The organism is Ruegeria sp. HKCCD6157 (assembly GCF_013110685.1).
Lineage (GTDB): Bacteria > Pseudomonadota > Alphaproteobacteria > Rhodobacterales > Rhodobacteraceae > Ruegeria.
This window is the reverse complement of the sequence record NZ_WVRB01000006.1, coordinates 149520-173165: the sequence shown is the minus strand read 5'-3', so window position 1 is coordinate 173165 and position 23646 is coordinate 149520. Positions and strand designations below refer to the sequence as shown.

23 protein-coding genes are annotated in these 23646 nt (G+C 57.7%); 16 read left to right on the top strand and 7 right to left on the bottom strand.

The genetic code is table 11. The features are described from left to right. The first annotated feature begins 58 nt into the window (after positions 1-58). The 4 genes from GS612_RS17230 to GS612_RS17215 all read left to right on the top strand — a co-directional run bounded on the left by GS612_RS17230 (position 59) and on the right by GS612_RS17215 (position 4623). The gene (locus GS612_RS17230; protein WP_171641996.1) at positions 59-850 is read left to right on the top strand and encodes a trypsin-like peptidase domain-containing protein; all 792 of its coding nucleotides are present in this window, start codon (positions 59-61) and stop codon (positions 848-850) included. Next, positions 847-1662 (top strand): serine protease, encoded by an 816-nt coding sequence (locus GS612_RS17225; RefSeq protein ID WP_171206399.1) that lies wholly within the window; start codon positions 847-849, stop codon positions 1660-1662. Before GS612_RS17230 ends, GS612_RS17225 begins: the two co-directional genes overlap by 4 nt. Before the next feature lie 123 nt (positions 1663-1785). After that, positions 1786-2253 (top strand): Hsp20 family protein, encoded by a 468-nt coding sequence (locus GS612_RS17220; RefSeq protein ID WP_152459732.1) that lies wholly within the window; start codon positions 1786-1788, stop codon positions 2251-2253. A gap of 144 nt (positions 2254-2397) precedes the next feature. Further along, a complete protein-coding gene (locus tag GS612_RS17215; protein WP_171641994.1) occupies positions 2398-4623 on the top strand; it encodes a tetratricopeptide repeat protein in 2226 nt (741 codons plus the stop codon). A 111-nt stretch (positions 4624-4734) separates the two neighbouring features. Here GS612_RS17215 and GS612_RS17210 read toward each other — a convergent pair whose 3' ends face one another. Beyond that, positions 4735-6210, bottom strand: a complete 1476-nt coding sequence (locus GS612_RS17210) for an NAD-dependent succinate-semialdehyde dehydrogenase (RefSeq protein ID WP_171641993.1) — start codon at positions 6208-6210, stop codon at positions 4735-4737. 283 nt (positions 6211-6493) lie between these two features. Between GS612_RS17210 and GS612_RS17205 the strand changes: the two genes are divergently transcribed. From GS612_RS17205 to GS612_RS17175, 7 genes are all read left to right on the top strand, one after another. Then, entirely contained in the window at positions 6494-7573 is a 1080-nt protein-coding gene (locus GS612_RS17205) for a hypothetical protein (RefSeq protein ID WP_171230262.1), read from the top strand. 192 nt (positions 7574-7765) lie between these two features. Beyond that, complete coding sequence (locus GS612_RS17200) at positions 7766-8884, top strand: hypothetical protein (RefSeq protein ID WP_171641991.1); 1119 nt, start codon at positions 7766-7768, stop codon at positions 8882-8884. A gap of 75 nt (positions 8885-8959) precedes the next feature. Then, entirely contained in the window at positions 8960-10888 is a 1929-nt protein-coding gene (locus tag GS612_RS17195) for an ATP-binding protein (protein ID WP_171641989.1), read from the top strand. Between the two features lie 6 nt (positions 10889-10894). Continuing rightward, complete coding sequence (locus GS612_RS17190) at positions 10895-11917, top strand: AbiJ-NTD4 domain-containing protein (RefSeq protein ID WP_171641986.1); 1023 nt, start codon at positions 10895-10897, stop codon at positions 11915-11917. After that, positions 11914-13251, top strand: coding sequence for a DUF6638 family protein (locus tag GS612_RS17185; RefSeq protein ID WP_171641984.1), 1338 nt, complete (start codon positions 11914-11916; stop codon positions 13249-13251). Before GS612_RS17190 ends, GS612_RS17185 begins: the two co-directional genes overlap by 4 nt. Position 13252: 1 nt before the next feature. Continuing rightward, a complete protein-coding gene (locus GS612_RS17180; RefSeq protein WP_171120117.1) occupies positions 13253-13519 on the top strand; it encodes a hypothetical protein in 267 nt (88 codons plus the stop codon). A 10-nt stretch (positions 13520-13529) separates the two neighbouring features. After that, on the top strand, positions 13530-14174 hold the full coding sequence (locus tag GS612_RS17175; protein WP_152459741.1) for a DUF1523 family protein: 645 nt from the start codon (positions 13530-13532) through the stop codon (positions 14172-14174). A 54-nt stretch (positions 14175-14228) separates the two neighbouring features. Here GS612_RS17175 and GS612_RS17170 read toward each other — a convergent pair whose 3' ends face one another. The 6 genes from GS612_RS17170 to GS612_RS17145 all read right to left on the bottom strand — a co-directional run bounded on the left by GS612_RS17170 (position 14229) and on the right by GS612_RS17145 (position 21445). Further along, on the bottom strand, positions 14229-15323 hold the full coding sequence (locus tag GS612_RS17170; RefSeq protein ID WP_171641982.1) for a flagellar basal body P-ring protein FlgI: 1095 nt from the start codon (positions 15321-15323) through the stop codon (positions 14229-14231). Next, the gene (locus GS612_RS17165) at positions 15320-16327 is read right to left on the bottom strand and encodes a flagellin (RefSeq protein ID WP_171641980.1); all 1008 of its coding nucleotides are present in this window, start codon (positions 16325-16327) and stop codon (positions 15320-15322) included. The genes GS612_RS17170 and GS612_RS17165 overlap by 4 nt, the downstream gene beginning before the upstream one ends. Positions 16328-16329: 2 nt before the next feature. Next, positions 16330-17781, bottom strand: a complete 1452-nt coding sequence (flgK, locus tag GS612_RS17160; protein ID WP_171641978.1) for a flagellar hook-associated protein FlgK — start codon at positions 17779-17781, stop codon at positions 16330-16332. A gap of 32 nt (positions 17782-17813) precedes the next feature. Beyond that, positions 17814-19109, bottom strand: coding sequence for a flagellar hook protein FlgE (locus GS612_RS17155; protein WP_171641977.1), 1296 nt, complete (start codon positions 19107-19109; stop codon positions 17814-17816). A 91-nt stretch (positions 19110-19200) separates the two neighbouring features. Continuing rightward, on the bottom strand, positions 19201-20040 hold the full coding sequence (locus tag GS612_RS17150) for a flagellar motor protein MotB (protein ID WP_171641975.1): 840 nt from the start codon (positions 20038-20040) through the stop codon (positions 19201-19203). 85 nt (positions 20041-20125) lie between these two features. Then, positions 20126-21445, bottom strand: coding sequence for a FliI/YscN family ATPase (locus tag GS612_RS17145; protein WP_253286213.1), 1320 nt, complete (start codon positions 21443-21445; stop codon positions 20126-20128). 105 nt (positions 21446-21550) lie between these two features. Here GS612_RS17145 and GS612_RS17140 point away from each other — a divergent pair, with 105 nt between their 5' ends. Genes GS612_RS17140 through GS612_RS17120 form a run of 5 tightly spaced genes read left to right on the top strand, consistent with a single transcriptional unit; the run spans position 21551 to position 23625 of the window. Beyond that, entirely contained in the window at positions 21551-21937 is a 387-nt protein-coding gene (locus tag GS612_RS17140) for a FlgB family protein (RefSeq protein ID WP_171641970.1), read from the top strand. Positions 21938-21948: 11 nt separating this feature from the next. Beyond that, a complete protein-coding gene (gene flgC, locus GS612_RS17135; RefSeq protein WP_152459748.1) occupies positions 21949-22335 on the top strand; it encodes a flagellar basal body rod protein FlgC in 387 nt (128 codons plus the stop codon). 12 nt (positions 22336-22347) lie between these two features. Next, on the top strand, positions 22348-22638 hold the full coding sequence (gene fliE, locus GS612_RS17130; RefSeq protein ID WP_171641968.1) for a flagellar hook-basal body complex protein FliE: 291 nt from the start codon (positions 22348-22350) through the stop codon (positions 22636-22638). 4 nt (positions 22639-22642) lie between these two features. Beyond that, positions 22643-22915: a flagellar biosynthetic protein FliQ gene (locus GS612_RS17125; protein WP_152459750.1), complete on the top strand. Its 273-nt coding sequence runs from the start codon at positions 22643-22645 to the stop codon at positions 22913-22915. After that, complete coding sequence (locus GS612_RS17120; protein ID WP_171641966.1) at positions 22915-23625, top strand: flagellar hook-basal body complex protein; 711 nt, start codon at positions 22915-22917, stop codon at positions 23623-23625. Before GS612_RS17125 ends, GS612_RS17120 begins: the two co-directional genes overlap by 1 nt. The last annotated feature ends 21 nt before the right edge of the window (positions 23626-23646 follow it).

Sequence of the window (23646 nt, the reverse complement as noted above, 5' to 3'; positions counted from 1 at the left end):
ATTTTCGCCCAACGCGGCACGTAGGACAAAAGCTTCGAAGTGAGTCTCGGAGAACCGCGTGCGTAACTGGATCAAGGCGATCGTGCTCTGTGTCTTGCCATTGGCGGCCACGGCGCAGGACACTAGGCTGGAAAGCCTGGATACGTCGGATTCCGGGCGCGAGTGGATGGCTGTCGGGCGGTTGGATATCGCCGGCGCAGGGTTTTGCACCGGAACGCTGGTGTCGCCGACGCTTGTACTGACAGCGGCGCATTGCCTGTTCGACAAAAGATCAGGACAACGGATCAACCCCGCGGATATCGAGTTTCTGGCCGGGTGGCGTTTGGGACGTGCGTTGGCCTATCGGACCGCGCGCCAGGCTGTGATCCATCCGGACTACCAATATGGCGTCGATTCAACGGCCGACCGGGTAAGCGCGGACGTGGCTTTGATCGAGCTGTGGCAGCCGATCCGCAATACAGCCGTCATTCCGTTTGAGGCGGGCGATCAGCCCAAACGCGGTGCCAAAGTGGGCGTCGTGTCTTATGCGCATGACCGGTCAGAAGCTCCGTCGCTGCAACAGGTCTGCTCGGTCATGAATCGGCAGGCCGGGGTCATGGTCATGTCCTGCGATGTTGATTTCGGGTCTTCGGGGGCACCCGTTTTTTCTTTCACGGGCGCGCGCCCTCAGATCGTATCGGTGGTTGCGGCCAAGGCCAGTATGGACGGCCAGAGTGTCGCAATTGGAACCGCGGTTGAGCATTCGCTGCAATTGCTGCGTGACGAACTTTCTGCGGGGCGGGGATTTGGGCTTTCCTCGTCCGGATCGGGAACGAACAAGAACATAGGCGCAAGGTTCATTCGACCATGATGAGAGTCTTCTGGAGCCTGTTATTGGGCCTGAGCGTCTTGGCAACAGCGCCGCAAGCGCAATCCAACAAGCGCAAGCTGACCGACCGGGATGACCTTTATGGTTGGGAGGCTATCGGTCGGCTGGATGTCCGCGATGCCTCGTATTGCACCGGCACGTTGATCGCACAGGACATGGTGCTGACTGCAGCCCATTGTGCGGTGGATCGTCGTACCGGGAAGACTTATGTGCCCGAAGATATCACGTTTCGTGCAGGCCTTAGCAACGGCAACGCCTTGGCCGAGCGTCAGGTCACGCAAATCGCCCTTCATCCCAGCTATGGGGCGCAGAACCCGCTGTCGCACGAAGGTGTCCAGTTGGACGTGGCCCTGATGCGGCTGAACGAGCCTATCCCGTATTCGGTCGCCGACCCTTTTGCGCTGCACAGCGGCCGTGTTCCGGGCAACGAGATTAGCATTGCCTCGTATGGGCGCGGACGGTCCGAGGCGATCACCCGAGAGCGTTCGTGCCGTATCATCGACCGCAGGCAGGGTCTGATCACCTTTGATTGCGACATTACTTTCGGGTCTTCCGGGTCTGCAATTCTGGCGAAAAACGGTGCGCGCTGGCAGATCCTGTCCGTGGTATCGGCAGTAGGGACGAACGGCCGCAGAAAGGTGGGGTTTGGCATGGAGCTTGACGGGATCGTCGCCGAGCTCAAGGCCATCATGCGGCGCGACGCACCTCAGCCCAAGGCGTCGATCCGCCGATTGCAGGTCGGGTCCGGTAAGTCAGGATCTGGTGCGAAATTCATCAGTTCTGGCGGGGGTTGAACTCGGCGAAATCGCTACCCATGTGATGTGTATCGGACCGCCACAACGGGGTCCGGTACTTGAAATCGCCCGTCCAGTCGGAGGGCACTTATCGCAAATCGCTCAAGAATGAGGATATGACACATGCGTACGTTTGATTTTGCACCGCTGCACCGCGCCACCATTGGCTTTGACCAGATCGCCGACATGATGGATCGCGTTCTGACCAACGACGGGGCCCAGCCCAGCTATCCACCCTACAACATCGAAAAAACCGATGTCGACACCTACCGGATTTCGGTGGCCGTTGCCGGTTTTTCGGAAAACGACCTGACCGTGGAAGTGAAAGAGAATTCGCTTGTCGTGGCAGGTAAAAAAGCCGCCGAAGACAAAGAGCGCACCTATTTGCACCGTGGCATCGCCACCCGCGCGTTCGAGCGTCGGTTTGCCCTGGCGGATCATGTCCGCGTCACCGGTGCGAGCCATGAAAACGGCATGCTGAACATCGAACTGAAGCGCGAGGTTCCAGAGGCCCTGAAACCGCGCCGGATCGAGATCACCTCGGCCAAAGCCATCGAGAAGGATGTGGTGGACGCCAAAGCCGTGAACTGAGGCTTCTGAATATCCCGCGGCAGTTCACTCCTCCCGGACTGCCGCAACACACGCCCCGCGTTCCTCCAGACGCGGGGCGTTGTGTTTTGGGCGTGTGCGAAAACTGGTTCCCAGCAAATTATCCGCCTGATAGTCTTCGGTATTATGGAAAGCCGACCAAAACGTCGACTAGCAGCTATCCTGGCAGCCGACATCGCCGGCTACTCAAGATTGGTTGGTCTGGACGAAGAAGGTACCATCGCAAGGCTTCGCCTGATCCGCAGCGAAGTCATAGAGCCGGCGATCTCCCGGCATTCAGGGCGCATCGCGAACACTGCGGGAGACAGCTTTGTGATCGAATTTCGCAGCGCCGTCGATGCGGTTCACGCTGCCGTGGAAATTCAGGCCGACCTTGCAAAGAGAAACGCGGGCACCGATCAAGATAGTGTCATCACGTTTCGGATCGGCCTGAATGTCGGCGATGTGGTTTCGAACGGGGGTGACATCCTTGGCGACGGGGTGAACGTTGCCGCGCGGCTTGAGGCACTGGCAGATCCCGGTGGTATCATTGTTTCACAATCCATCGTCGATTATGCGCGCAACAAAGTGCCCTATGGTTTTGCTCCGATCGGGCCACAGAACGTCAAGAACATCGCAGACCCGGTTCAGGCTTTTCGCGTGGAAGCGGAAACTTTGCCTTCCCCGCGAAAAAGCCGCACGAAGAGGAAATCCCGCTGGCTGCCATTGTCGGCTCTATTGGTCATGTTGGCGGCCGTTGGGCTTTTTCTGACGAAACCGTGGAAGACCGGCCAATTGCGTGCCTCAGAGGCGCAGATGGTTTATCCCTTGCCGAATCTACCTTCCATCGCAGTGTTGCCGATTGCGAATTACACCGATGACGCGTCCAAGGACATGCTGATCAACGGTATCTCTGAGGATTTGATCACGGACCTGTCCCGAATATCCGGTTTGTTCGTCATCGCGGGCAACTCATCCTTCGCATACCGCGGCAGAAACATAGATATCGCACGTTTTGCCGAAGAGCTGGGGGTTCGATACGTCGTTGACGGCAGCGTGCGACGTGCGGATGAAGATTTCCGGATCAATATTCGCCTGACCGACACATTGAGCGGGCGATTGATCTGGGCCGAAAGACTCGATGGCGCGATTGATGACATCTTTGAAGTGCAGAAAACCATTGTTCTCGCAATTGCTCAGGAGCTGGATCTTCCACTCGACCCTCAAAGCCGGCAGGCCATCGAAAGCGTGGAAACCCAGACCATTGCAGCACGCGAAGCCTTCCAACGCGGGTGGGAGCTGTATTCGCAGTTCAACGAACAGGACAACCTTGCGGCAATTCCCCATTTTGAAAAGGCCGTGGAACTGGACCCGGATTATGGGCGTGCCTGGGCGACGCTTGCCCTGGCGCATTTGCGACCGCACATCTTTCATCATTGGAATGGGTTCGCAGGGTCAGGCGCGCAAATGCACATTGGCCTGTTTTTCAAGTATTACCGGGAAGTGATAGAGCAGGACACCGCCCTGGTGCACGTTATCCGGGCTATTGTCAGTCTCAGTCTTCCGGATTGGAACAGTGCCGAAGGGGTAGGCCGGGGGACGGAAGACGCCAGACGAGAAGCAGCGAAAGCCATTGCGCTGCAACCCAGTGACCCCGAGGCGCATCTGACGATGGGATGGGCCTTGATTGCAGCGGGTGAGCCCGAGGAAGGATTGGCCTTTGTGCAGGCCGCGACCCGGCTGGATCCCAATTATCCCAGCCACTACGCGCTGTTTGAAGCGGCGGCTCTGTACGCATTGAATGACCTGACGGGCGCAGCAGATGTGATCGAGAAAGAGTTGAACAGAAACCCTCAGGCAACCGAGCTGATGCCATTTGCAGCCTCGGTTCTGGCCCTGAATGGAGATCGCCGTGCGGGCAGGGCCATCATCGACCGATGGCAAAAGGGCAAGCATGCCGGTGTCATACAGGACGCTGTTCAGAATTACCTTTTTATCATCCACTGGGTCGGAGAAAACCAGCATCTGAACGCCCGGCTGAACGATGGGCTTCGTCTGGCGGCGTTGCCTCCGGAAAAAACCATAGCAAGTCTGAGGGCAGATCTGTCACGGGGGGATGCCAAAGATCAGAGGACGGCAGCCCAATCACTGGCCCTGTTTGGTCCCGAGGCAGAGCCAGCGGTGCCGGAATTGATCGCGCTTCTTGAAAGCCCGTCGGTGTTTGTCCGGAAAGAGGCAGCAATTGCATTGGGGAAAATAGGTGGCGCGGCGTCGTCTGCATTGCCCGCGCTGGAAGCGATGGTGGACGGTTCGTTGCAGGGAAAGTTCGCGGCCCGCGCAATCGAACAAATCCGGGACAAATCCGCAGACTAGCCGTGTCACCGTCGACTGGGCCGCCGCTATACACTTGTTTTTACAACGACGCGATCGCGTTTCCGGATGCGGGGTCTCTGCCCGCCGCAATGGGACAGAGACCGTATTGGATCAGACCGACATGCAGACGTATTTCATCTCCAGATAGTCTTCCATGCCGTGATGGCTGCCTTCGCGGCCCAGACCGGATTGCTTGACGCCGCCGAACGGGCCCAGCTCGGTCGAGATGATGCCGGTGTTCACGCCGACGATACCGTATTCCAAGGCTTCGGCCACCTTGTAGACGCGGCTCAGGTCCTTGGCATAGAAATACGAGGCCAGACCAAAAATCGTGTCATTGGCCATGGCGATCACGTCGTCTTCGTCCTCGAATTTGAACAGCGGGGCCAGCGGGCCAAAGGTTTCGTCCTGCGCCACCAGCATGTCCTGCGTCACGCCGGTCACGATGGTTGGCTGGAAGAACGTGCCGCCCAGATCATGAGGCAGACCACCAGTCAGAACCGCGCCGCCCTTGTCGGTCACGTCCTTGATATGTTCTTCGACCTTGGCGACCGCGTCGGCATTGATCAGCGGGCCGGTGGTGGTGCCTTCGGTCAAGCCGTCGCCGATCTTGAGTGCCTCTACTGCCGTTTTCAGTTTGGCCGCGAATGCGTCATAGACGCCGGCCTGCACATAGATACGGTTCGCGCAGACGCAGGTCTGGCCGTTGTTGCGGAACTTGCACAGCATCGCGCCTTCGACGGCGGCATCCAGATCGGCGTCGTCGAACACGATGAACGGCGCGTTGCCGCCCAGCTCCATCGAGCACTTCATGACCTGATCGGCCGCTTGGCGCAGCAGGATGCGGCCCACTTCGGTCGATCCGGTAAAGGTCAGCTTGCGCACGCCGGGGTTTTTGCAGAACTCCTTGCCGATCTCGCTGGCTTGTAACGAGGGCACCACGTTGAACACGCCCGCGGGTACGCCGGCCTGTTCCGCCAGCAGCGCCAGTACCAGCGCTGACAGGGGCGTTTCGGTGGCCGGGCGCGCCACAAAGGCGCAGCCAGCGGCCAAAGCCGGGCCTGCCTTGCGGGTGATCATCGCGTTGGGGAAGTTCCAGGGCGTGATCGAGGCCGCAACGCCGATCGGCTGCTTCATCACCATGATCCGCTTGTCGCGCTGATGGCCGGGAATGGTCTCGCCATAGACGCGCTTGGCCTCTTCACCGAAGAACTCGATGAAAGACGCGCCATAGCCGATCTCGCCGATGGCTTCGGCCAGGGGTTTGCCCTGTTCAGCGGTCAGGATCTTGCCCAGATCCTCGGCGTTTTCCATCATCAGATCGAACCAGCGCCGCAGGATGGCTGCACGTTCCTTGCCGGTCAGTTTGGCCCATTCCTTCTGCGCGGCTTCGGCCTGTGCGATTGCTCCGGCGACCTGAGCGCGGCTGACGTCTGCCACTTCGGCGACCACATCGCCCCGAGCGGGGTTTGTGACTTTGAACGTGCCATTGTCACCGTCCACCCACTGACCGCCGATATAGGCTTTGGTTACAAGCAATTCGGGGTTCTTCAGGATTGACTTCAGATCGGTCGTTGCGTCCAGCATGATAAGCCTCCGGCGTGAATTGGGTTGCGCGCACCCAATCAGGTGATGCCTCAATTGTCTATGGCCACTCTGGATGTGGAATCAATCCAGATTTGATCAAAAAATACTTAACAAGTTAATTTAATTGAGTCACCCGAAATCTGCGCGTTTCATTGGCCGGTCTCGCCTTTCTTTTTGCCAAGGAGTTTGCCAAAGTCTGGGTGAATTTTGAGACCCAGGGGATGTAAATCAGTGTAACATTCCCTATCTTATTGGGTAATAGAAGAAAAAAGGGATAGAAGCGATGTCGAACCAGCAATTCGAAGCGTTGATAGAAGAGACTCAAGCCAAAGTGCGCGAAAGCCAGTCTCAGATCGAAGGGCTGACCTCGCGCATTGAAGCGGCCCGCGCCAAGATCGGCACTGCCGAGGCCGATATCGACATCGAAAACGCCACGCTCGAGGATGTGCACGCCCATACCGAGGTGATGAACGCCAATATCGCCGAACTGATCATGGGGCTGGACGACGTCACCAGCGCGTTTTCCAAGGATTTTGACGAGATGCGCTCGAAAACCGGGTGGGAGTCGTTTGTCGGCATCTTCTCGAAAGGTAAATCCGAGTCGATGCGGCAGGAGCGGATGCGCACCGCCAATATCGATGACAAGCTGCAAGACCTGATCGCCAAATCCGACGTGATCGTCAAACTGCTGCAAGGGCAGTTGGCCGTGCTGGAGGAACAGCGCGTCAAGGTCGAGGACAACCTGACCGTCACGCTGGACGATCGCGAGGCGACTGTGGCGGAACTCGAGGCGCTGCGCGCCGAGATTCAGGGTATGGATCCGACGATCATCACGCTGGAAAACAAGATCAGCGTCGAACAGGACGCCGCCGCGCGCACCCAGTTGGAAACCGAACTTGCCGAGTTGAACAAACAATACAACGCCAAGGTTCAGGAAGAGCAGGTCAAGCTGGCCAAAAGCCAAACGCTGGAGCGTTACATCGAAAAGGGCAAGACCTGGGTCGATTCGCTGCAAAACCAGGCGGCGACGCAGATGGTGCTGATCAACAAGCTGCAAACAGACACGCAACAGCGCGTGGTGCTGTACGATGCCCTGACCAAATCGTTGAAAACCGCGCAGCAGCAGGACGTGGCCCACCGCATCAACGAGATCGGCGTGCAGACCGACCAAGAGGCGCAAACCGCCATGGCCGCCATCGGCACCGCGACCAACCAGAAAATGGCCGACATGCTTGAGGCACACGAGGACCACATGGTCTTTGCCCGCGACGTGTTGGAGAAAAAGGCGAAGGCGGATGAGCGTTTTGCCCGCCGGTTTGCCTCGATTGTCGAGAAGCATGATAAGAATTTGTATGGGGGTTGATCTTGGAACTTCTGGAATTGCTAACTTTTTTAGTGGCTCCAGAGAACTGGTTTTGGTGGGTCGTTCTCGGCGTTTTCTGGCTCTTATTCTCTGTGATGTACGCGGTTCTGGGAGGGCCGTTTGGATGGATGGCCATTTGCCTCGTGGTCGCTAGCCTGGCTCATTCTGCCTACCGATTGTGGAACGAAACCGTTGACTAACCCCACCCAAGACCATGTCGGCCTGACCGACACCTACGCCTCGCGCCGGTATTTCCGCAAATTCGAGGTGATCACCGTTCACCTCCTGCGCGTGGCCGCAACGATGGAGGCCGAGGGCGCAATCAGCAAGCAAGAGGTGCGGATCGTGTCGCGTTACCTTTCGGGGTTGCTCTATACCTTCCGCGCGCTATCCATGAAATACCTGCTGGTTGGGCGCGATACGGGGCGGTTCTTTGGCAGCCTCGCCATGGACAAACGCGACAGCGGGTTTCCGGTCGCAGCCGAGCTGCTGACCATGGCCAATGACGCGCAACAGGCGCAGGTTCATCTGGCGAATATGCCCTCGGAAGATGACCTGAAAACCGACATGGTGCGCACGATCATTGGCGACCGGGAAATTCCCACCAAGCTGCAATTCGCGCTGTCACAAAGGCTCTATTACGAGGAATTATTGAAGGGGGAGCTGTTCTGGGCCCGCAACGATCCCGAATGTCACTGGATCGGAAACGAAGGCGAACGACGCAAATTCATGATCCATTGGGCGGTCTATGACAGCCAGATCAACCTGCCGGTCATCTACCTGATGCAGTTGGAGGACAGCGGCAAAACGGCCCTGCCCAAAGACCAGCGCCGCTGGCCCGAGGTTCAGGCGCATCTGATGGCGCAATCGCTGGGTGGTCTGAAACTGGTGACCATCGCTAAAGGCTTCGATCAGGATTTCGATGACTTGCACCCCAAACACATGCGCCGCATTCATGTAGGGCCGATGTATTCCTCGGCCTATACCGAGCAATCCGGCCCCCTGCGGCAAGTGCTCGAGGACGCGCAGGCGCCCGAAGGGCAAGACTGGGCTTTGGCCTGGACCACCGAGGAACTGGAAAGCGAAGAGGTGATCGAGGAACGCGCCGGGTGGTTCTCGACCGTCGAGCGTGAGGTTTTTGCCTTGGACCCGTTCGGTGGTCAGGGGGCCGAGACCGGGGCCACACGCACACAACGGTCCATCATTCTGCCTCAGCGCCCGTTCCAGGTGCTGGCCGAGCGTAATCCTCCGGGATTTGCCGACGTGCGCAAGTTCGTGGTCAGCAAGGCCGGACAGGTGCTGAGGTATTGAGACCAGTGGCGGGCTGAAGCCCGCCCTACAGAATTCAAGTAGGCCGGGCTTCAGCCCGGCATTGCGAGGAAGAAGATGAGTTTGACGTCAGATCAAATGGAATTGCGCGAAGACGACATTCGCAAACATTATCCGGCAGCGACTGCTTTGCTGAATGGTTTCGAGCACGCACCGCGGATTGCAAAGGCTGTTGAAACCACCGTCGAGCGCTCTCCGGGCGTGTCGACCGGACGGCGGTTTCGGTCCACGACACCGGGGCTGGTGGCGCGCCGCGTTGCGCGCGCCGACGGGGTGCATCTGGTCGAACGGATTGAGGCCTCGGACGATGGCGATACGCTGGTCTCTCCGCCGCAGGCAACCACGCAGCAGGCGATCCGACGCGCCATTGCCATCGCTTTGGCCGTGGCCGAGGCCTATGCGGACCAGACCCCGCTGGCCGACCTGAAACGCGTGAACCTCGCCGGGGATTTGCCCGCCGCGCGCAAGTCCGAGTTCTCAGAACTGCTGACAGCCGAGGCTCTGATTACTTCGCACACCTTCGGCAATGCGTTGGCTTACCTGATGTCCTCACATCTGGGCGAAACCACCGTCGATATTGGTGAGGTCGAAGAGGTTCTGACCGACAATGGCCATCTCGCCCTGCACGGTGCATTGTGGGAGCTGGACCAGACCCTTGCCAAACACGCCCCCGACGATGCCCACCTGATCGCAGCCACCAGTGCCTATGCCGAGCAGTTGATGGACAAGGCCGCCCTGCGCGCCCAGTCCGCAGGCCAACTGGCCCCGTTCCAGAACGCCGCCTGGCATATCGAGGCTGACGACCTGACCATCCGGGGGTTCGAACCGGCCTCCAAGGCGAAATCCACCACCCTGACCATGACGTTCAAGAAACCGAACGAGGTGGTCGGCAACCATATCGCCAAATATCAGGCGTTGAAGCTAGCCAAGATGCTGATGGCCTATGACTTCGACCGCCGCCTGAACCCGTTCGCGGAGCTTGGCGGGTTTATCTTTACCTTCATGGGCGACGGCAAACCGGGCACCGGCAAGACCACTCTGATCCAGATGATGGCCGGGCTGATCAATGATTATTGCCAGAATGCAGACTATCCGTTCCGCTATCAGAACCTGAGCACCGACAATATCGACAGCTATCAGGGCAAATCCGGCCAGAATGCCAAGGCGTTCATCAACACGATCATCGACCCCTCGGTCATCGGCTTTGGCACCATCGACGATATCGACCAACTGGCGGGCAAACGCGGCGACCGGCAGTCCAGCGCGGGCCAGCTGGAAATCACCGCCGTGCTGATGGAGAGCTTTGCCGGCGCCAACACCGTGGTGCGCGGCAACTGCACCTTTGGCATGTTCTCGAACTACCCCGAGAATGTGGACGACGCCCTGCGCCAGCGTGCCGGAGCACGGTTTCTGGTGGACGGCCCGCAAACGCGTGAGGATTACATTGACATTCTGCACCTGCTGATGGGCCGCAACCACGACATCCCGCTGGGCGAGCACGACGCCTATGCCGCGCAGGAAATCAAGAAGGCCGTCGCAGCCAGTTTCGAAAGCCACGCCCGTCCGCATGAGGACGCCTTGATGCAGGTCTATGACCGGGTATCCGGTGACATCGGCCAGATGGACACGATCGCCAAGCTGGGCACCTATCTCAAGGCGATCCAACAGGCGGATGAGCGTTTCACCGGCCGCGCGATCAAGAACATCACCGACGCGGTCAAGGTCCGCGCGATGGATTTCGAACTGCCCGACGAATGGATGGAAAACCCCGACCTGTTCCTGTTCCGCGACTACGACACCAAGAAGGCGATGATCGAGGAGCTGCGCCAGCCGATCACCGTCGAGATGGTGATCCAGGAGATCAACCGCTACGCCGACAGCGAGTTCCGCTATGCCGACAAGAGCGACGAGGTCGCCATAGAAAACGCCGTCCGCGAGATGGGCCGGATGGAAGAGGCCAAGCGGCGGTATCTGGAGGGGAAATAGAAACCTGTGCTAACCGATGTATTTTTTATCAGGTACGAGGAAACACCGCTGTTTAGGAGTTTTCTTAGACGAGAAAAACGAGCTCTTCACCAGTGTTTTACTGTCCTCGAAGAATTCCACCCATATTGGGGTGAAGAAGGCGATACTCGAAAAGCCAGTAACAAGTTTTGGGAAGAGGTACACAAAAGACTGGCAAATGAACTCGGTGTTCGTTGGTTGTCTGACGCTTGGTACGAAACTTACGTCGGGCTAGGAGAGTACAGGCGAAAAGAGCATAAGCAGAGAGCCTACATCGAAATTTGCCGGAGTTGGTACAACAAGCAAGAGCTCCAGACTGCCGACATTGATGAGTTTCTAAAAGAAAGGCTTAGCCTTATCGAAGTAGGTTTACGTATCAAATACAACAGAGCAGATTCTTGTAGAAAGTATCTAGAATCAGCGAGTAATTCTGCTTCTTTGCTGGCCAAGTCATATCAAAACACTATCAACGAATATGAAACTGCGGCTTCTGAAATCAACGAAAGATTCCGTTCGGCTAGGTTTCCCCTCAACTACCACAATGGTTTTTTCCAAATAGAAGCTGATCTTCTGGTTTCAAATGAGATCGAGCAACCCTTTTGGAGCCTTGTGTCTGAACCTATTTGGCAAAACGTCGACCTCGATATGAAGGAAGCGGTGGACCAACGAGATAACGGCGGCAAAGACCCTGCACTATTTGCGGCAAAAGCGCTCGAAAGCACGATTAAAATTATATCCGACAAGCTCGGCCTCACACATGGTGGTGAGAAGGGTGCGCATAACTACATCGACAATCTCTCGAAGAAATCAGTTGTTTTCTTGGTCGATTGGGAAAAGGAATTGATAAAGGCTTACTTTACTAAGGTGCGCAACCAACTTGGACACGGCCCAGGAAGTGAACCTATGCCGCAGCTTTCACCGGATCAGACATCCTGGGCAATTGAAAACGCTATGTCATGGATAAAGTTGCTCGTTTTAAAGTTTGAAACCCATCTGGCTGGAGCCTCATGATCCGCCTCATCGAAAAAGGCCTGATGTTCGGCAATCTCGTCCACATCTCCAGCCCGGCTCTGGTCGAGCGGTATAGTCGCGCGTTGCAGCATCTGGCGGGCAAGACCACGGCGCTGACGGATTTCCATGTCGATATCTCGGGTTATTCGCCGGAGGTGGGGATTGAGCTGGACGACCCGCTCTACCTCAACCCCAACGGGGTCAACCGGCAGTTCATCCTGCTGACAACCGAGCAGAAACGCGCGCCTTTGCTGAACGTCAAACTCTCGACCTCGCGCGATATCCTGCGTGAATTCATCGAGATGAACGAGGCGCAGCTGTTCGCCCTGACCGCCACCGATGCGGTGGCCGGAGAGCTTGTGAACTCGGTCATCAAACTCACCACGCCGGGCGATTTGCTCAATATCAAAAAGATCGAAATCGAGGCCGACACAACAGGCGGCACCCTGCGCAAGGCGCAGCAACTGGCGGGCATGGTCGAACGGTTCAAAACCGAAGAGGACGCCTGGTTCGATGATGTGCTGATCGCCAGGATGATCGAAACCGCCAAGGAAACCGGAGACGTCACCCGAAACCCGGTGCGCCTGCGTCATACGGATTTTGAGCAGCGAAATTTCTGGACGGCACATTTCGGTGGGCTTTATCTTTTTCCCGACGTTGATCACCCGGCCGCGATTTGCATGGGTGAAAAGCCTGACGACCTGCCGATCAAGTACACGTTTGACCCGTCACAGCGGAACCAGATTGCCAAGTTTCTGGACTACAACGATCTGGTTGAGCCCATCGTCAAGGCGCGCGGCGTGGATGCGGCCGCGATCCTGCAACAGAAGATGGATTTCCTGACCGTCGATGCGGCGGCGGATGCCGATGTCAACCTGACCGGGCTGGATCGCAGCGACATGCGGCGGTTGGCGCGGAACCACGCGGATCGTCTGCCGCAGGCCTATCACGGGCTTGCGCAACTGCTGCGCTGGGCAAGTGACGGGGGTCCGTGGCCGCGCATCACCTCGGACCACCCGGCCTATTTCTACACGCTTCGCGCCGCCGATACGCCGAACCGCGATCTGGTGAACATGCTGTTGTCCGAATTGGCCCCGCTGGACCCGCGCCAGATGTTCATCTGCCACAAAGAATTGTTCTACCGAACATATTCGGGCTGGCCCGAGAGCAAGAAGGCCTATGTGGCCGACTTCCTTGCGCGCGAATATCAGGTGGACAAGCAAGGCGCACGCGCCGCCCTGTTCGGACATGAGCCGGATATGAGCGGCGACGATCGCGTCAGCGATGACATAATTGCCCGGGTCGGTCCGTGGGGTTCGGTGAGGAAAGGTTGAAATGATTGGATTATTGCGCCTTTTGCTGATCTTGCTGGTGATCCAGACGATAGCCTATGTCGGGCTGTCTTTTTACTCGCGCGGCATACGCCGGCGCAAACTGGAGAACTGGTGGGACGAAAAGGGCAAGACGGGCAACAAAGAAGCCTTTGTCGAACGCGGATTGCATGTGTATGACAACTCGTTTCGGCGTAAACTGATCCTGGGTGTCTATATCGTGCCGTGGGTGGCGATTGGCGCGCTGATCTACATCGTGAATTACATGTGAGGGTTTAGGCATGGCCTATGTGAAATGGGCGTTCATTATCATTTTCTGGGGTACGATTGCCGTGATCCTGCAATATTCTCTGCCCCAGCATGACATTGTGCGCATCGTCAACACCTATGAAGAACGGCAGGATCTGAACGACTGGACCCGGATCTTCTGGTCAGAGCCGGAAGATCAATCCACCAGCCTGTCCAACCGGGATGTGCAGTTCATTCAGGCGGTGCGGGCCAACGGAAAACCCATCGTGTACCGAAATGAGGATACCGGCTGGGGATGGCCCCCGTATTTCAAGTTCGACACGGCGAACCTGTATACCGAGGCCAATGATGCGAAATCCACTAAGGAAAACCCGAAATGGGTGGTCGTAACCCACTACGGGTGGCGCAACGAATTCATGTCGATCTTTCCCAACGCCATTTTCATCAAAGACGTTGAAGGGCCGGATGTTCGGATCATTCCCTGGTTCAATATCATCTTCCTGACGATCTTTGCGGCGTTCGTCTGGGCGATATGGGTGCGTTGGCGCAGGTTCCGGCAAGCACGGATTGATCCGATGATCGAAAACGTGGAAGACGGCCTATATGCGGCGGGTGACGCCATAGAAGAGCGACATAACAGATTTCGGCGCTGGCTGGACAGCTGGAAATCGAAATAGATACAAGCTTTGGTGGGCGTGCCAGCAGCGCGCCCATCCAGCTGGCGGTGCCCTTCACCTGACGATGAATTCCGCATGCAGCGCGCCTGCTGCCTTGATCGTTTTCAGAATGTCGATCATGTCCTGAGGCGAGACCCCAAGCGCGTTCAGACCTGCGACAACCTCGGACAACGTGGTGGCCTCGGGGATTTCGGCGAGGCCGGTTCCCTCTTCTTCCTCGATCCCTGCGATTGTACGTGGCACGACCACTGTTTCACCTCTGGCGAACGGGTTGGGCTGCACCGCAATCGGTGCTTCCTGAACCGTCAGAGTCAGGTTGCCTTGAGACACTGCAACACGCGAAATTCGGACCTCCTGCCCCATGACAATGGTGCCAGAGCGCTGATCGACAACAACGCGCGCTTTCGATTCAGGTTCGACCAGAATGTTTTCGATACGCCCTATGGCGTGGGCTGTCGAAAGCGCCTGCGTCGCCGCGACGTTGATCTCAACCGTGCCGGAATCCCGCATGATTGCCACGGCTCTGTTGAACTCGGTGTTTATCGCGGTTTCGATGCGCGCGGCTGTGGTGAAATCAGGCTCTCTGAGTGCAAGGCGCATCTGAGTGAGAGTTGACAAATCGAAGTCAATTTCACGCTCGACCCTTGCACCGGATGGGATCACGCCCGAAGTTGGCACCCCACGCACGACCGAGGCTGCCTCTCCTTCAGCCGAAACGCCACCTGCAAGGATTGTGCCCTGCGCGACCGCATAGATTTGGCCATCGGCTGCGTTAAGCGGGGTCATGATCAATGTTCCACCCAACAGGCTGCTTGAATCGCCTATGGCTGAAACCGTTACATCGATTTGCCCCCCCACCCGTGCAAAAGGCGGCAGGCTGGCCGTGACCAATACCGCTGCAACGTTTTTGGGCCGAAAATCCTCACCTGTGACGTTGACGCCAAGACGTTCGAGGATATTGGACATGATTTCTTCGGTGAAGGGCGCGTTGCGTAACCCATCGCCGGTTCCGTTCAAGCCGACCACCAGGCCGTAACCCACCAGATCGTTGCCCCGCACACCGTCAAAATTCACGAGGTCCTTGAGACGGATTGTCCCAGCCCAAGCCATGCCGGGAAGGAGAAGCAGGAGAAAAATCAGCGCCCTCATCTCAGAAAGTTCACCAGCGACAGGTTCGCATTGCGAACGGTTACGGAATACAGGCTTTCCAACTGAAATTGCACCGTTTGCAGTTTCGCTGCCGTCTCATAAGGATCGGCCGCGATCAGTTCGTTTCGGCTGAATTCCAGGCTGGTTCGGGCCGACGAATTGCGTGTTGCCGCCTCTTCGATGCGGGCTTCGGCCGCACCGACTTTCGCCCTGAGCTTGACGGTGGCATCCTGTGCGTTGGCCAGATCGACCCCTAACTGCGTGAACAAAGCGGTGCGTTGATCGGGCGAAAGTGCCAATGCGCTGTCGGTGGCCAGTGCCGCAACGGCGACGTCCCTGAGTGCGACCTTGAACGCCGGGTCCGTTGCCGTGATCGGCAGCGTGACGCTTTCATTTTCCGAAATCTGCATCGGAGACAGGGTGCTGTTTGACCCCTGAAAAATCACGGCGTCGAAACCGGCTGGGTCATTGAACCAGTTTTCTGCCGCCAGCCTGATATCAGCGACCGTGGCAAGCCCCGTCAACTGCGATTTCAGCGCCGTCAAAAGATCGCTCGAAGATTGCAGGGGCGACACATCGGTGGCGGTACCGGAAAACAGGCTGCGCCCTCCTACGCGCGTGTTCAGTGCCGAGATCATCGTGTCCAGTTCATTCTTCGCCTGTTGGGACGCTTGTTCATGATTGACGGGCTGATTGGCGTTTCCGTACGCCAGCAAAGATACGGTCATGTCTCCGACCGAGTCTCCGAAGGTTTTCAGGCTCAGTTGCATGGTATCGGTGAACAGGGCCGCTTCGGACGTTGCGATGCCAAAGGCGTCGAGTCTGGCGAGGCTGCGGTCGAGATCCAGAATTTGCGAATAATCCCCGCCAAGCCGCCCCGACACGTCCTGTACCCGCCCGGTGGACATTTCATAAGACAGGGTTTCGATCTGGGTTTTGATATCTGTTGCGCGGGTTCGCAAGGTCATTCCTCGCGCCAAATCGCCGATAGAAGTGATATTCATGGTCACAACCTCAGAAGAGTTTCCATAAGCTCGTCAATAACCGAGATGACACGAGCGTTTGCGGCATATGTCTGTTCGACCTGCATGAGCCGCTGCAGTTCCTGATCGGTATCTACGCCCTGCGCGGCCTCGATCTGCGCCATTTGCTGCTGGAAGCTGATTGAAAAAGTCTTGCTTTGATCTGCGGCATGGGCGTGTGCGCCCGCTTTCGACAACAGGGCCTCGGTCAACTCGGCAGCGCGCATTTTTCCCGTGCCGAACAGCCCGCCGGGTACCAGACGTGCGTCGTTCAATATGTTCCCGAACGCGCGCAATTGAGCAGCCTGCCCGGGGTCACCCGGAGTTGCGGCACCCAGACCCGCGCGCAGTTTCCAACTGTCCCCGCCATCGTCAGGGTCCACGGTTGAATTGAGTGAAATCAGTGAAGCAAGCCCGACAACAGATGCAGGATCAAATCGGTTGCCGTCGTCGGTGAACAGACCAGGATCTGTCGCAATAGCCGACGAATCCAAACCGGGCGTTTCAAATCGTTCAATCAGGTCCCTTGCAACCGTGTCGAGCTGAACCTGCGCCTCGACTGCCAAGTCGTCGCGGATGGTGAACTGCGCCATCAGTGCCCCGCCGCGTATTTGAGCGTTGTCTCCGCTTGTCCGTACCGGGTTGCCGTTCATCTCCAGACCGGACAACAGACCATTTGCCACGGTCATGTGAGGCTTTGTTTCGCCGGTCGTGGAAAAAGTGAACTCCAAGGCCGTGCTTTCCAGCAGGATCAGCCCGCCCTCCGAGTACAGGGATACCTGATCATTGGCGCGAGGCACGACATTGACCGGGATCAGGGTATTGACCTGGTCGATCAGGACGTGCCGCTGATCCAGCAGGGCAACGATGTCACCACCAGAGTTTTGAATGGCGGGAATCTTGGCGTTCAGTTCTTCGATATCTTTCAGAGTCTGATTCAGGGTGTCGATCTGAGTGCCAATTTTTCGATCAGCATCCGAGCGTGCCTGGCGTACGCCTTCGGACGCCGCGTTCAGCTCGTTGGTCAGATCGCGGGCCGAGCGCGCAACCTGGTCCAGCCGTTCGATCGAGTCAGGCAGACTGGCCGCCGTGATAAAGGCGTTTTCCAACGAGGACAAACGAGTAGACAGCGAAGGGCCGTCATCAGGAGACCCCACCAGCAGTTCGAACCGTGCGTGAAAATCTGAAACGTCCGACCGAAAGGCGAGTTCGGCATCAGACGAACGTCTGTTGGCGGTCAAAACCGGATCCTGATGCCGGATCACGCCAACGGTGCGTACGCCATTTCCGGATATAGGGCTTGTTGCAAGCTCCAGGGATCGGCGCGCATAGCCGGGGGTCAGCGCATTCGCGATGTTTCCGGACACCACAGCGGCCCCGCGACTGGCCGCAGTCAGCCCGCCCAATGCGTTATTGAGTGCTGTCGACATGTTCATGAGGCCGCTCCTTTCTTTGGGTCAGAGCTGGATTAACGTTTCAGGTTTGTCGTTTCCTGCAACATCTCGTCCACCGTCTGGATCACCGTGGCGCTGGAGGAGTAAGCACGTTGCGTCTGAATCAATGAGGTCAGCTCGGTCGCTACATCCGTGGTGGATTCCTCGCGCGCGAAAGAAACAAGATCCCCGGTCGGGCCTTCGCCCGCATTCCAAAGAAAGAACGTACCGCTTTCACGGGAAGGCGCGTAGGTCTGGCTGTCCAGCGCGGTCAAACCGTTGGGATTGGGGACATCCGCCAGCGGAATCTGGTACATTCGGCGGCTGACGCCGGTGTCGTACAATGCATAGACATATCCGTTCTCATCAACCTGGACGCTGGTCATTGTGCCAACGGCAGAACCATCTCGTGTGATCGAAACGGGCGCGAACGTATCGGACAATTGGGTTATACCGTCTGCATCCCCGATCAGGCCAATATCTACCTCCATCGGTCCGCCGGCGACGTTGACCATGACACTGCCCGTTGCTGGATCATAAGCACCGCCTGAAACAGCTGTGACGCTGGCCAGAGTGCCACCTGCCGTTCGGTTGTCGGTGAATGTCAGCGTGTATTCACCGATGATCGCGCCACCCGAGGCCGAGTCACGCAAGACCATGGTCCATTCGTTGCTGCTGCCGGTTGCGGGAACAGTCGGGATCAACTGGATATCGACGCTTTCAGACTTGCCGAGATTGTCGAAATACTCAACTGACAAAGGTTGAATGTCGCCCGGCGCGCCCGCATCCGTTGCCGTGGCCGGAAGGTTCATACGCAGTTTCATTTCCGTGGTTGGGGAACCCGACAGCTGGTTCACGCTGAGCTGAATGGGTTCAAGCGCGGCGGGTGTGTCGCGCGAAACCGGTGGAATAGTGCCATCAGGTGCCGCGGGCCACCCCAGAAGAACAAGGCCTGATTCGGTAACCAAATACCCTTCTTCATTGGTGCGGAATGACCCGGTTGTTGTCAGCAGCATCTCGTTCGAATTATTCCCGATCTGCGAACTGGGGCGCACAGGCAACATGCCGCGCCCGCGAACCGCCAGATCGGTTGAGTTGCTGGTCGTGACCAGGGGCCCGCGTTGATCAATCATGCGCTGGCTTGTCGTCCGCACGCCGCCTGCCGAATAGCTGCCACCCTGGCCCGACGTGACCATTGAATGAAAATCCGTCTCGACCCGTTTATACCCGTAGGTTGAAGAATTCGCGATGTTGTCGGAAATCGTCGCCAACCTGTTGGCATTGGCTTTCAGCGCCGCCACACCGGCATTGAGCGAAGAGGAAATGGTCATGGGTGCGCCCTTCTGTTGCGTCCGTCTTTGATGCAACAGGTAACGCGCTGCCCCTTAACAGCGCGCTAACATGTAAAATACGCTCTATCATTTAGGGTTGGCGCAGAAAGATCACTTCGATCCTGTTGTTCCGCGCAGCCATGGGATTGTCGGCGAACAATTCTCGGTCTGCATGGCCGGTAACACGATCCATCCTTTGTGCCGCAACGCCCTTGTCCTGTAGCAATTGACGCAATTTCTGGGCCCTTGCCGTGGACAGTTCCCAGGCTGTGTTGCGCGCCTGCACGACCGGAGACGCGCTGACATGCCCTTCGACGGCGATCGAATTGACGACAAGATCCGAGGCTCGGGCGATGATCAGGGCCAGGGACCGCAGAAAGCTGGTTGGCTTGTCAGAACCCGATTCGAACAATGCCTGATCGTCGGTGTCGAACAGTTCCACCACCAATCCTTCATCGGTGACCCGTGTGACGATATGCTTGAGCAGTTTGTCCGAGACCTCGCTTTCACCCGTGCGCCCCAGCAGTTGCGCCTCCAGGGTAGAGAAATCTTCCTTGGCCCCTTTGCCGCCGCCCTCGGCATTCACTCCGATCGAGCCACGGGACTGATGCGATTCGGTCGGATGTGTGGTCGTGGCACCCTGACCGTCCCGCAACAGCACGTCTTCAGACAGCATGCTGTCGCCGCCAAACGCCCCGTCCCCGCCGCCGGATTCCGGGCTTAGCGGGATTGTCGGTGCGAAGTAATCCGCCAACCCTTTTCGTTGCTGTTCCGTTGTTGCGTTCAGCAGCCACATCAACATGAAGAAGGCCATCATGGCCGTCACAAAGTCGGCATACGCGACTTTCCACGCGCCACCGTGATGGCCATCGCCACCTGATGAACGCTTCTTCTTGATGATGATTGGCGCCGCATTGGTTTGCGCACCCATCTCCACCACCTTTTTATCACCCGACTATCGGAATAGCAGCGCAGGTCTTAAGGCGGCCTTAATACTTAAAACTGTTCCGAGTTCACTAACGCGGCAGGCCGGCCGAGGCACGACGCAGAATCAGGGACAAGCGGTTGAAGCTGTTTTCAATTCCTTCGGAATCGGGTTTGCCGAAAAACGTGTCCAACTCCTCATGAACGCGCACGGCCTGATCCAAGAGCGGATCTGATCCTTCTGAATACAGCCCGGCCTTTATCATGACTTCGGATTGTTCGTAGCTGCCAACAAGTTTGCGGGTTTCGTTGATCATCTGGTTCTCGGCCTCTGACGCGGCCTCTGGAAGGCTGCGGGATACGGATTTGCTGAGGTCGATGGCCGGGAAGCGCCCGCGTTCGGCAATCTCGCGGCTGAGTACGATATGCCCGTCCAACACACCGCGCAGAATGTCGGCGATGGGTTCATCCATGTCGGACCCCGCAACCAGGACGCTGAACACGGCGGTGATATCACCCTGCTCCTGCGTGCCGGGGCCTGCGCGTTCACTCAGATTGGCAATCAGGGGGGTGACAGAGGGCGGATACCCTCGGAGCGACGGGGCTTCGCCCATGGCAACGGCGATTTCACGGTGCGCTTCCGCGAAACGGGTTACCGAATCGGCCAGAAACAGGACGTTCAGCCCCAGATCCCGCAGGAACTCGGCCGCCGACATGGCCGACCACGCGCACCGTCTGCGCGCCAATGCAGACTGGTCGGACGTCGCGGCGACCACGATAGTGCGCTTCATGGCTTCCGGGCCTATGGCGCGGGCAACAAACTCGTTCACTTCACGCCCACGTTCGCCGACAAGAGCCACCACAACCACGTCAGCCTGCATGAAGCGCGCCAGCGTCGACAGCAGCGTCGATTTCCCCACACCCGATCCCGCAAACAACCCAACGCGTTGACCGCGTACAATCGGCAGCATGGTGTTGAGAACCGATAGTCCGGTGGCCATCCGCTTTCCCAATGGCTTGCGCGCCACTGCAGGCGGCGGGGCTTGCATGATGTCGCGATCCTGTGGCCCGTTCAGCAGGGGTTTTCCGTCCAGCGGTTTGCCAAACGGATCAATGACGCGTCCAAGCCAGTGCAATGCGGGCGCGAACCCCGGCGATGGATCAAGATACACACGGTCCCCGAGGCTGACACCGTCCGGGGCGGAACCCGGAATCATGTGGATATGGTCTGCACCGACATGCAGCACTTCACCGGCCAGATCGGGCCCCGCGCGCCGCCGCAATGTAAGCAGGTCTCCGGTTCGCGCATGTTCGTTGAGGCCACTGATCTCGATCAATCCTTGTGCGACGCCGCTGACCAGGCCCACGTGGCGGATCGAAGTCATCCGATCGAATTCATGTTTCAGAAGCATCGGGTCGAGATCGGACATCTTGGGTTCTCCAATTGGGTTCTGAAAACGGTTTCTAAAGGAATCGGGGTTAAGCCTTGATTGAAATTGATCGAGGGAGAAGCCCCGATGTTCTATGACTTGAGCGTCCTTAAGACCGCGTACGCAATGACAACCCATGCCGGGCAACGGCAGGCGGTGATTGCGCGCAACATGGCCAATGCGGATACGCCGGGCTACCAGCCGCGCGATATCGAGCCCTTCCATAAAGCACTTGAAACCTCGGGACGCGAAGTGACCATGATGGCCACGCGGAGGGGTCATCTGCACGGCGGTACGGGTGCGCAGCCCTGGGCAGAGCACCAGGCCGCTCCGTCGGGTGATCCAAATGGTAACGGCGTATCGCTTGAAGAAGAGATGCTGAAATCGGTCGAGGTCAAACGACAGCACGACCGCGCATTGGCAATCTACAAATCCTCGATGAACATACTTCGCACCAGTCTGGGACGTGGATAAGGAGGCCGAGGATGAGCGATTTTTCCCACTCACTTGCGGCATCCGCCAGCGCCCTGCGCGCGCAGGCAGCCCGGCTGCGCCACGTGTCCGAAAACATATCGAATGCGGATACGCCCGGGTACCGGCGCAAGACGGTGCCGTTTGAGACCATAGAAAAAGATGGTCAGAACGTGGTGAAAGCTGGCCGCGTAAAGCTTGATCGACGCGACCTGACACGAATTTTCGACCCCGGCCACCCGATGGCAGATGCCAGCGGTCACTATCTGGGATCGAATGTCGATCTGATGATCGAAATCGCTGACGCGCGTGAGGCGCAGCGGAGCTACGAAGCCAACCTCAAGATGTTCGATCAAACACGGCAAATGTCGTCGTCGTTGATGGAATTGCTCAGAAAATAAAGGACAGCCAGAATGGACATCCGATCCCTGACCGCCGCACAGAACTATGCCGGCGCACGCCCCGCAACACAGGCCGATCCCGAACATACCGGGATGGCGCAGGGGCTGAAGGCCAGTTTTCAGGACTTTGCAGCCACATTGAAACATAGCGAGCAGATGTCGCAGACCGCGATTGTCGGGCAAGCCGACCCGCACGCGCTGGTGCAGGCGCTGGCACAGACCGAACTGGCCGTCGAGACAGCTGTGATAGTTCGCAACAAGGTGGTCGAGGCCTATCAGGAAATCCTTCGGATGCCGGTCTGATACCATGCTGAGCGAAGGTCTTTTCTATGACATCGTGCGTCAGGCTCTCTGGATCGCCGTCATCACATCGGTCCCGATTCTGGCAGTTGCTCTGGTGTCAGGCCTGATCGTTGGTCTGTTTCAGGCCCTGACGTCGATACAGGAAATGACACTGACCTTTGTTCCCAAACTGATCGCCATCGTCGTCGTGTTCTGGATCTCGATGGGGTTCATGACTCAGACCCTTGTTACGTTTTTCACCGGTACGCTTGTTCCATTGATCGCAGGAGGTCGCTGATGGACACCGCCTATGTCACCCTGTCCCGCCAGTCCGGGCTGATGGATGAAATGCGCCTGGTGGCGAATAACATCGCAAATGCCAACACGACCGGCTATCGCCAGCAGGGGCTGGTGTTCTCGGAATACATTCGAGATATGCCGAACAGCCCGTCCCTCTCCATGAGCCGGGCCGAGGCGCGAAATTCGTCAATGCAACAAGGCGTGCTGACGCAAACCGGCGGGCAATTTGATTTTGCCATCGAAGGCGACGGGTTCTTCATGGTCGAAACCGAGAACGGCAACCGGCTGACGCGGGCTGGCAGCTTTTCTACCAATGCCGATGGCGATCTGGTTTCAATGGATGGTGCGCGCGTGCTCGATGCCAATGGCGCGCCTGTGTTCATCCCGCCTGATGCAGCGTCAATCGATGTCGGCAGCGACGGAACGCTGAGTGTCGATGGTCAACTTCTGGGGCAGCTGGGCGTTTTCAACGTTGCCGACACGAACGAACTTGTACGCGAAGGAAACACTCGTTTCCGCACCGACGGTGCAATTGAGCCGGTCGACGAGCCGGTGGTTTTGCATCGCTTTCTCGAAGGGTCAAACGTGAACGCGATTCAGCAAGTGACCCGTTTGGTGGAAATCCAGCGCGCCTATGAGCTGGGGCAAAGCTTTCTTGAGAGTGAAGATGAGCGCGTGCGTGGAGCACTCAAGGCGCTGATGCGCTGATTTGGATGAGGAGAGTTAGAC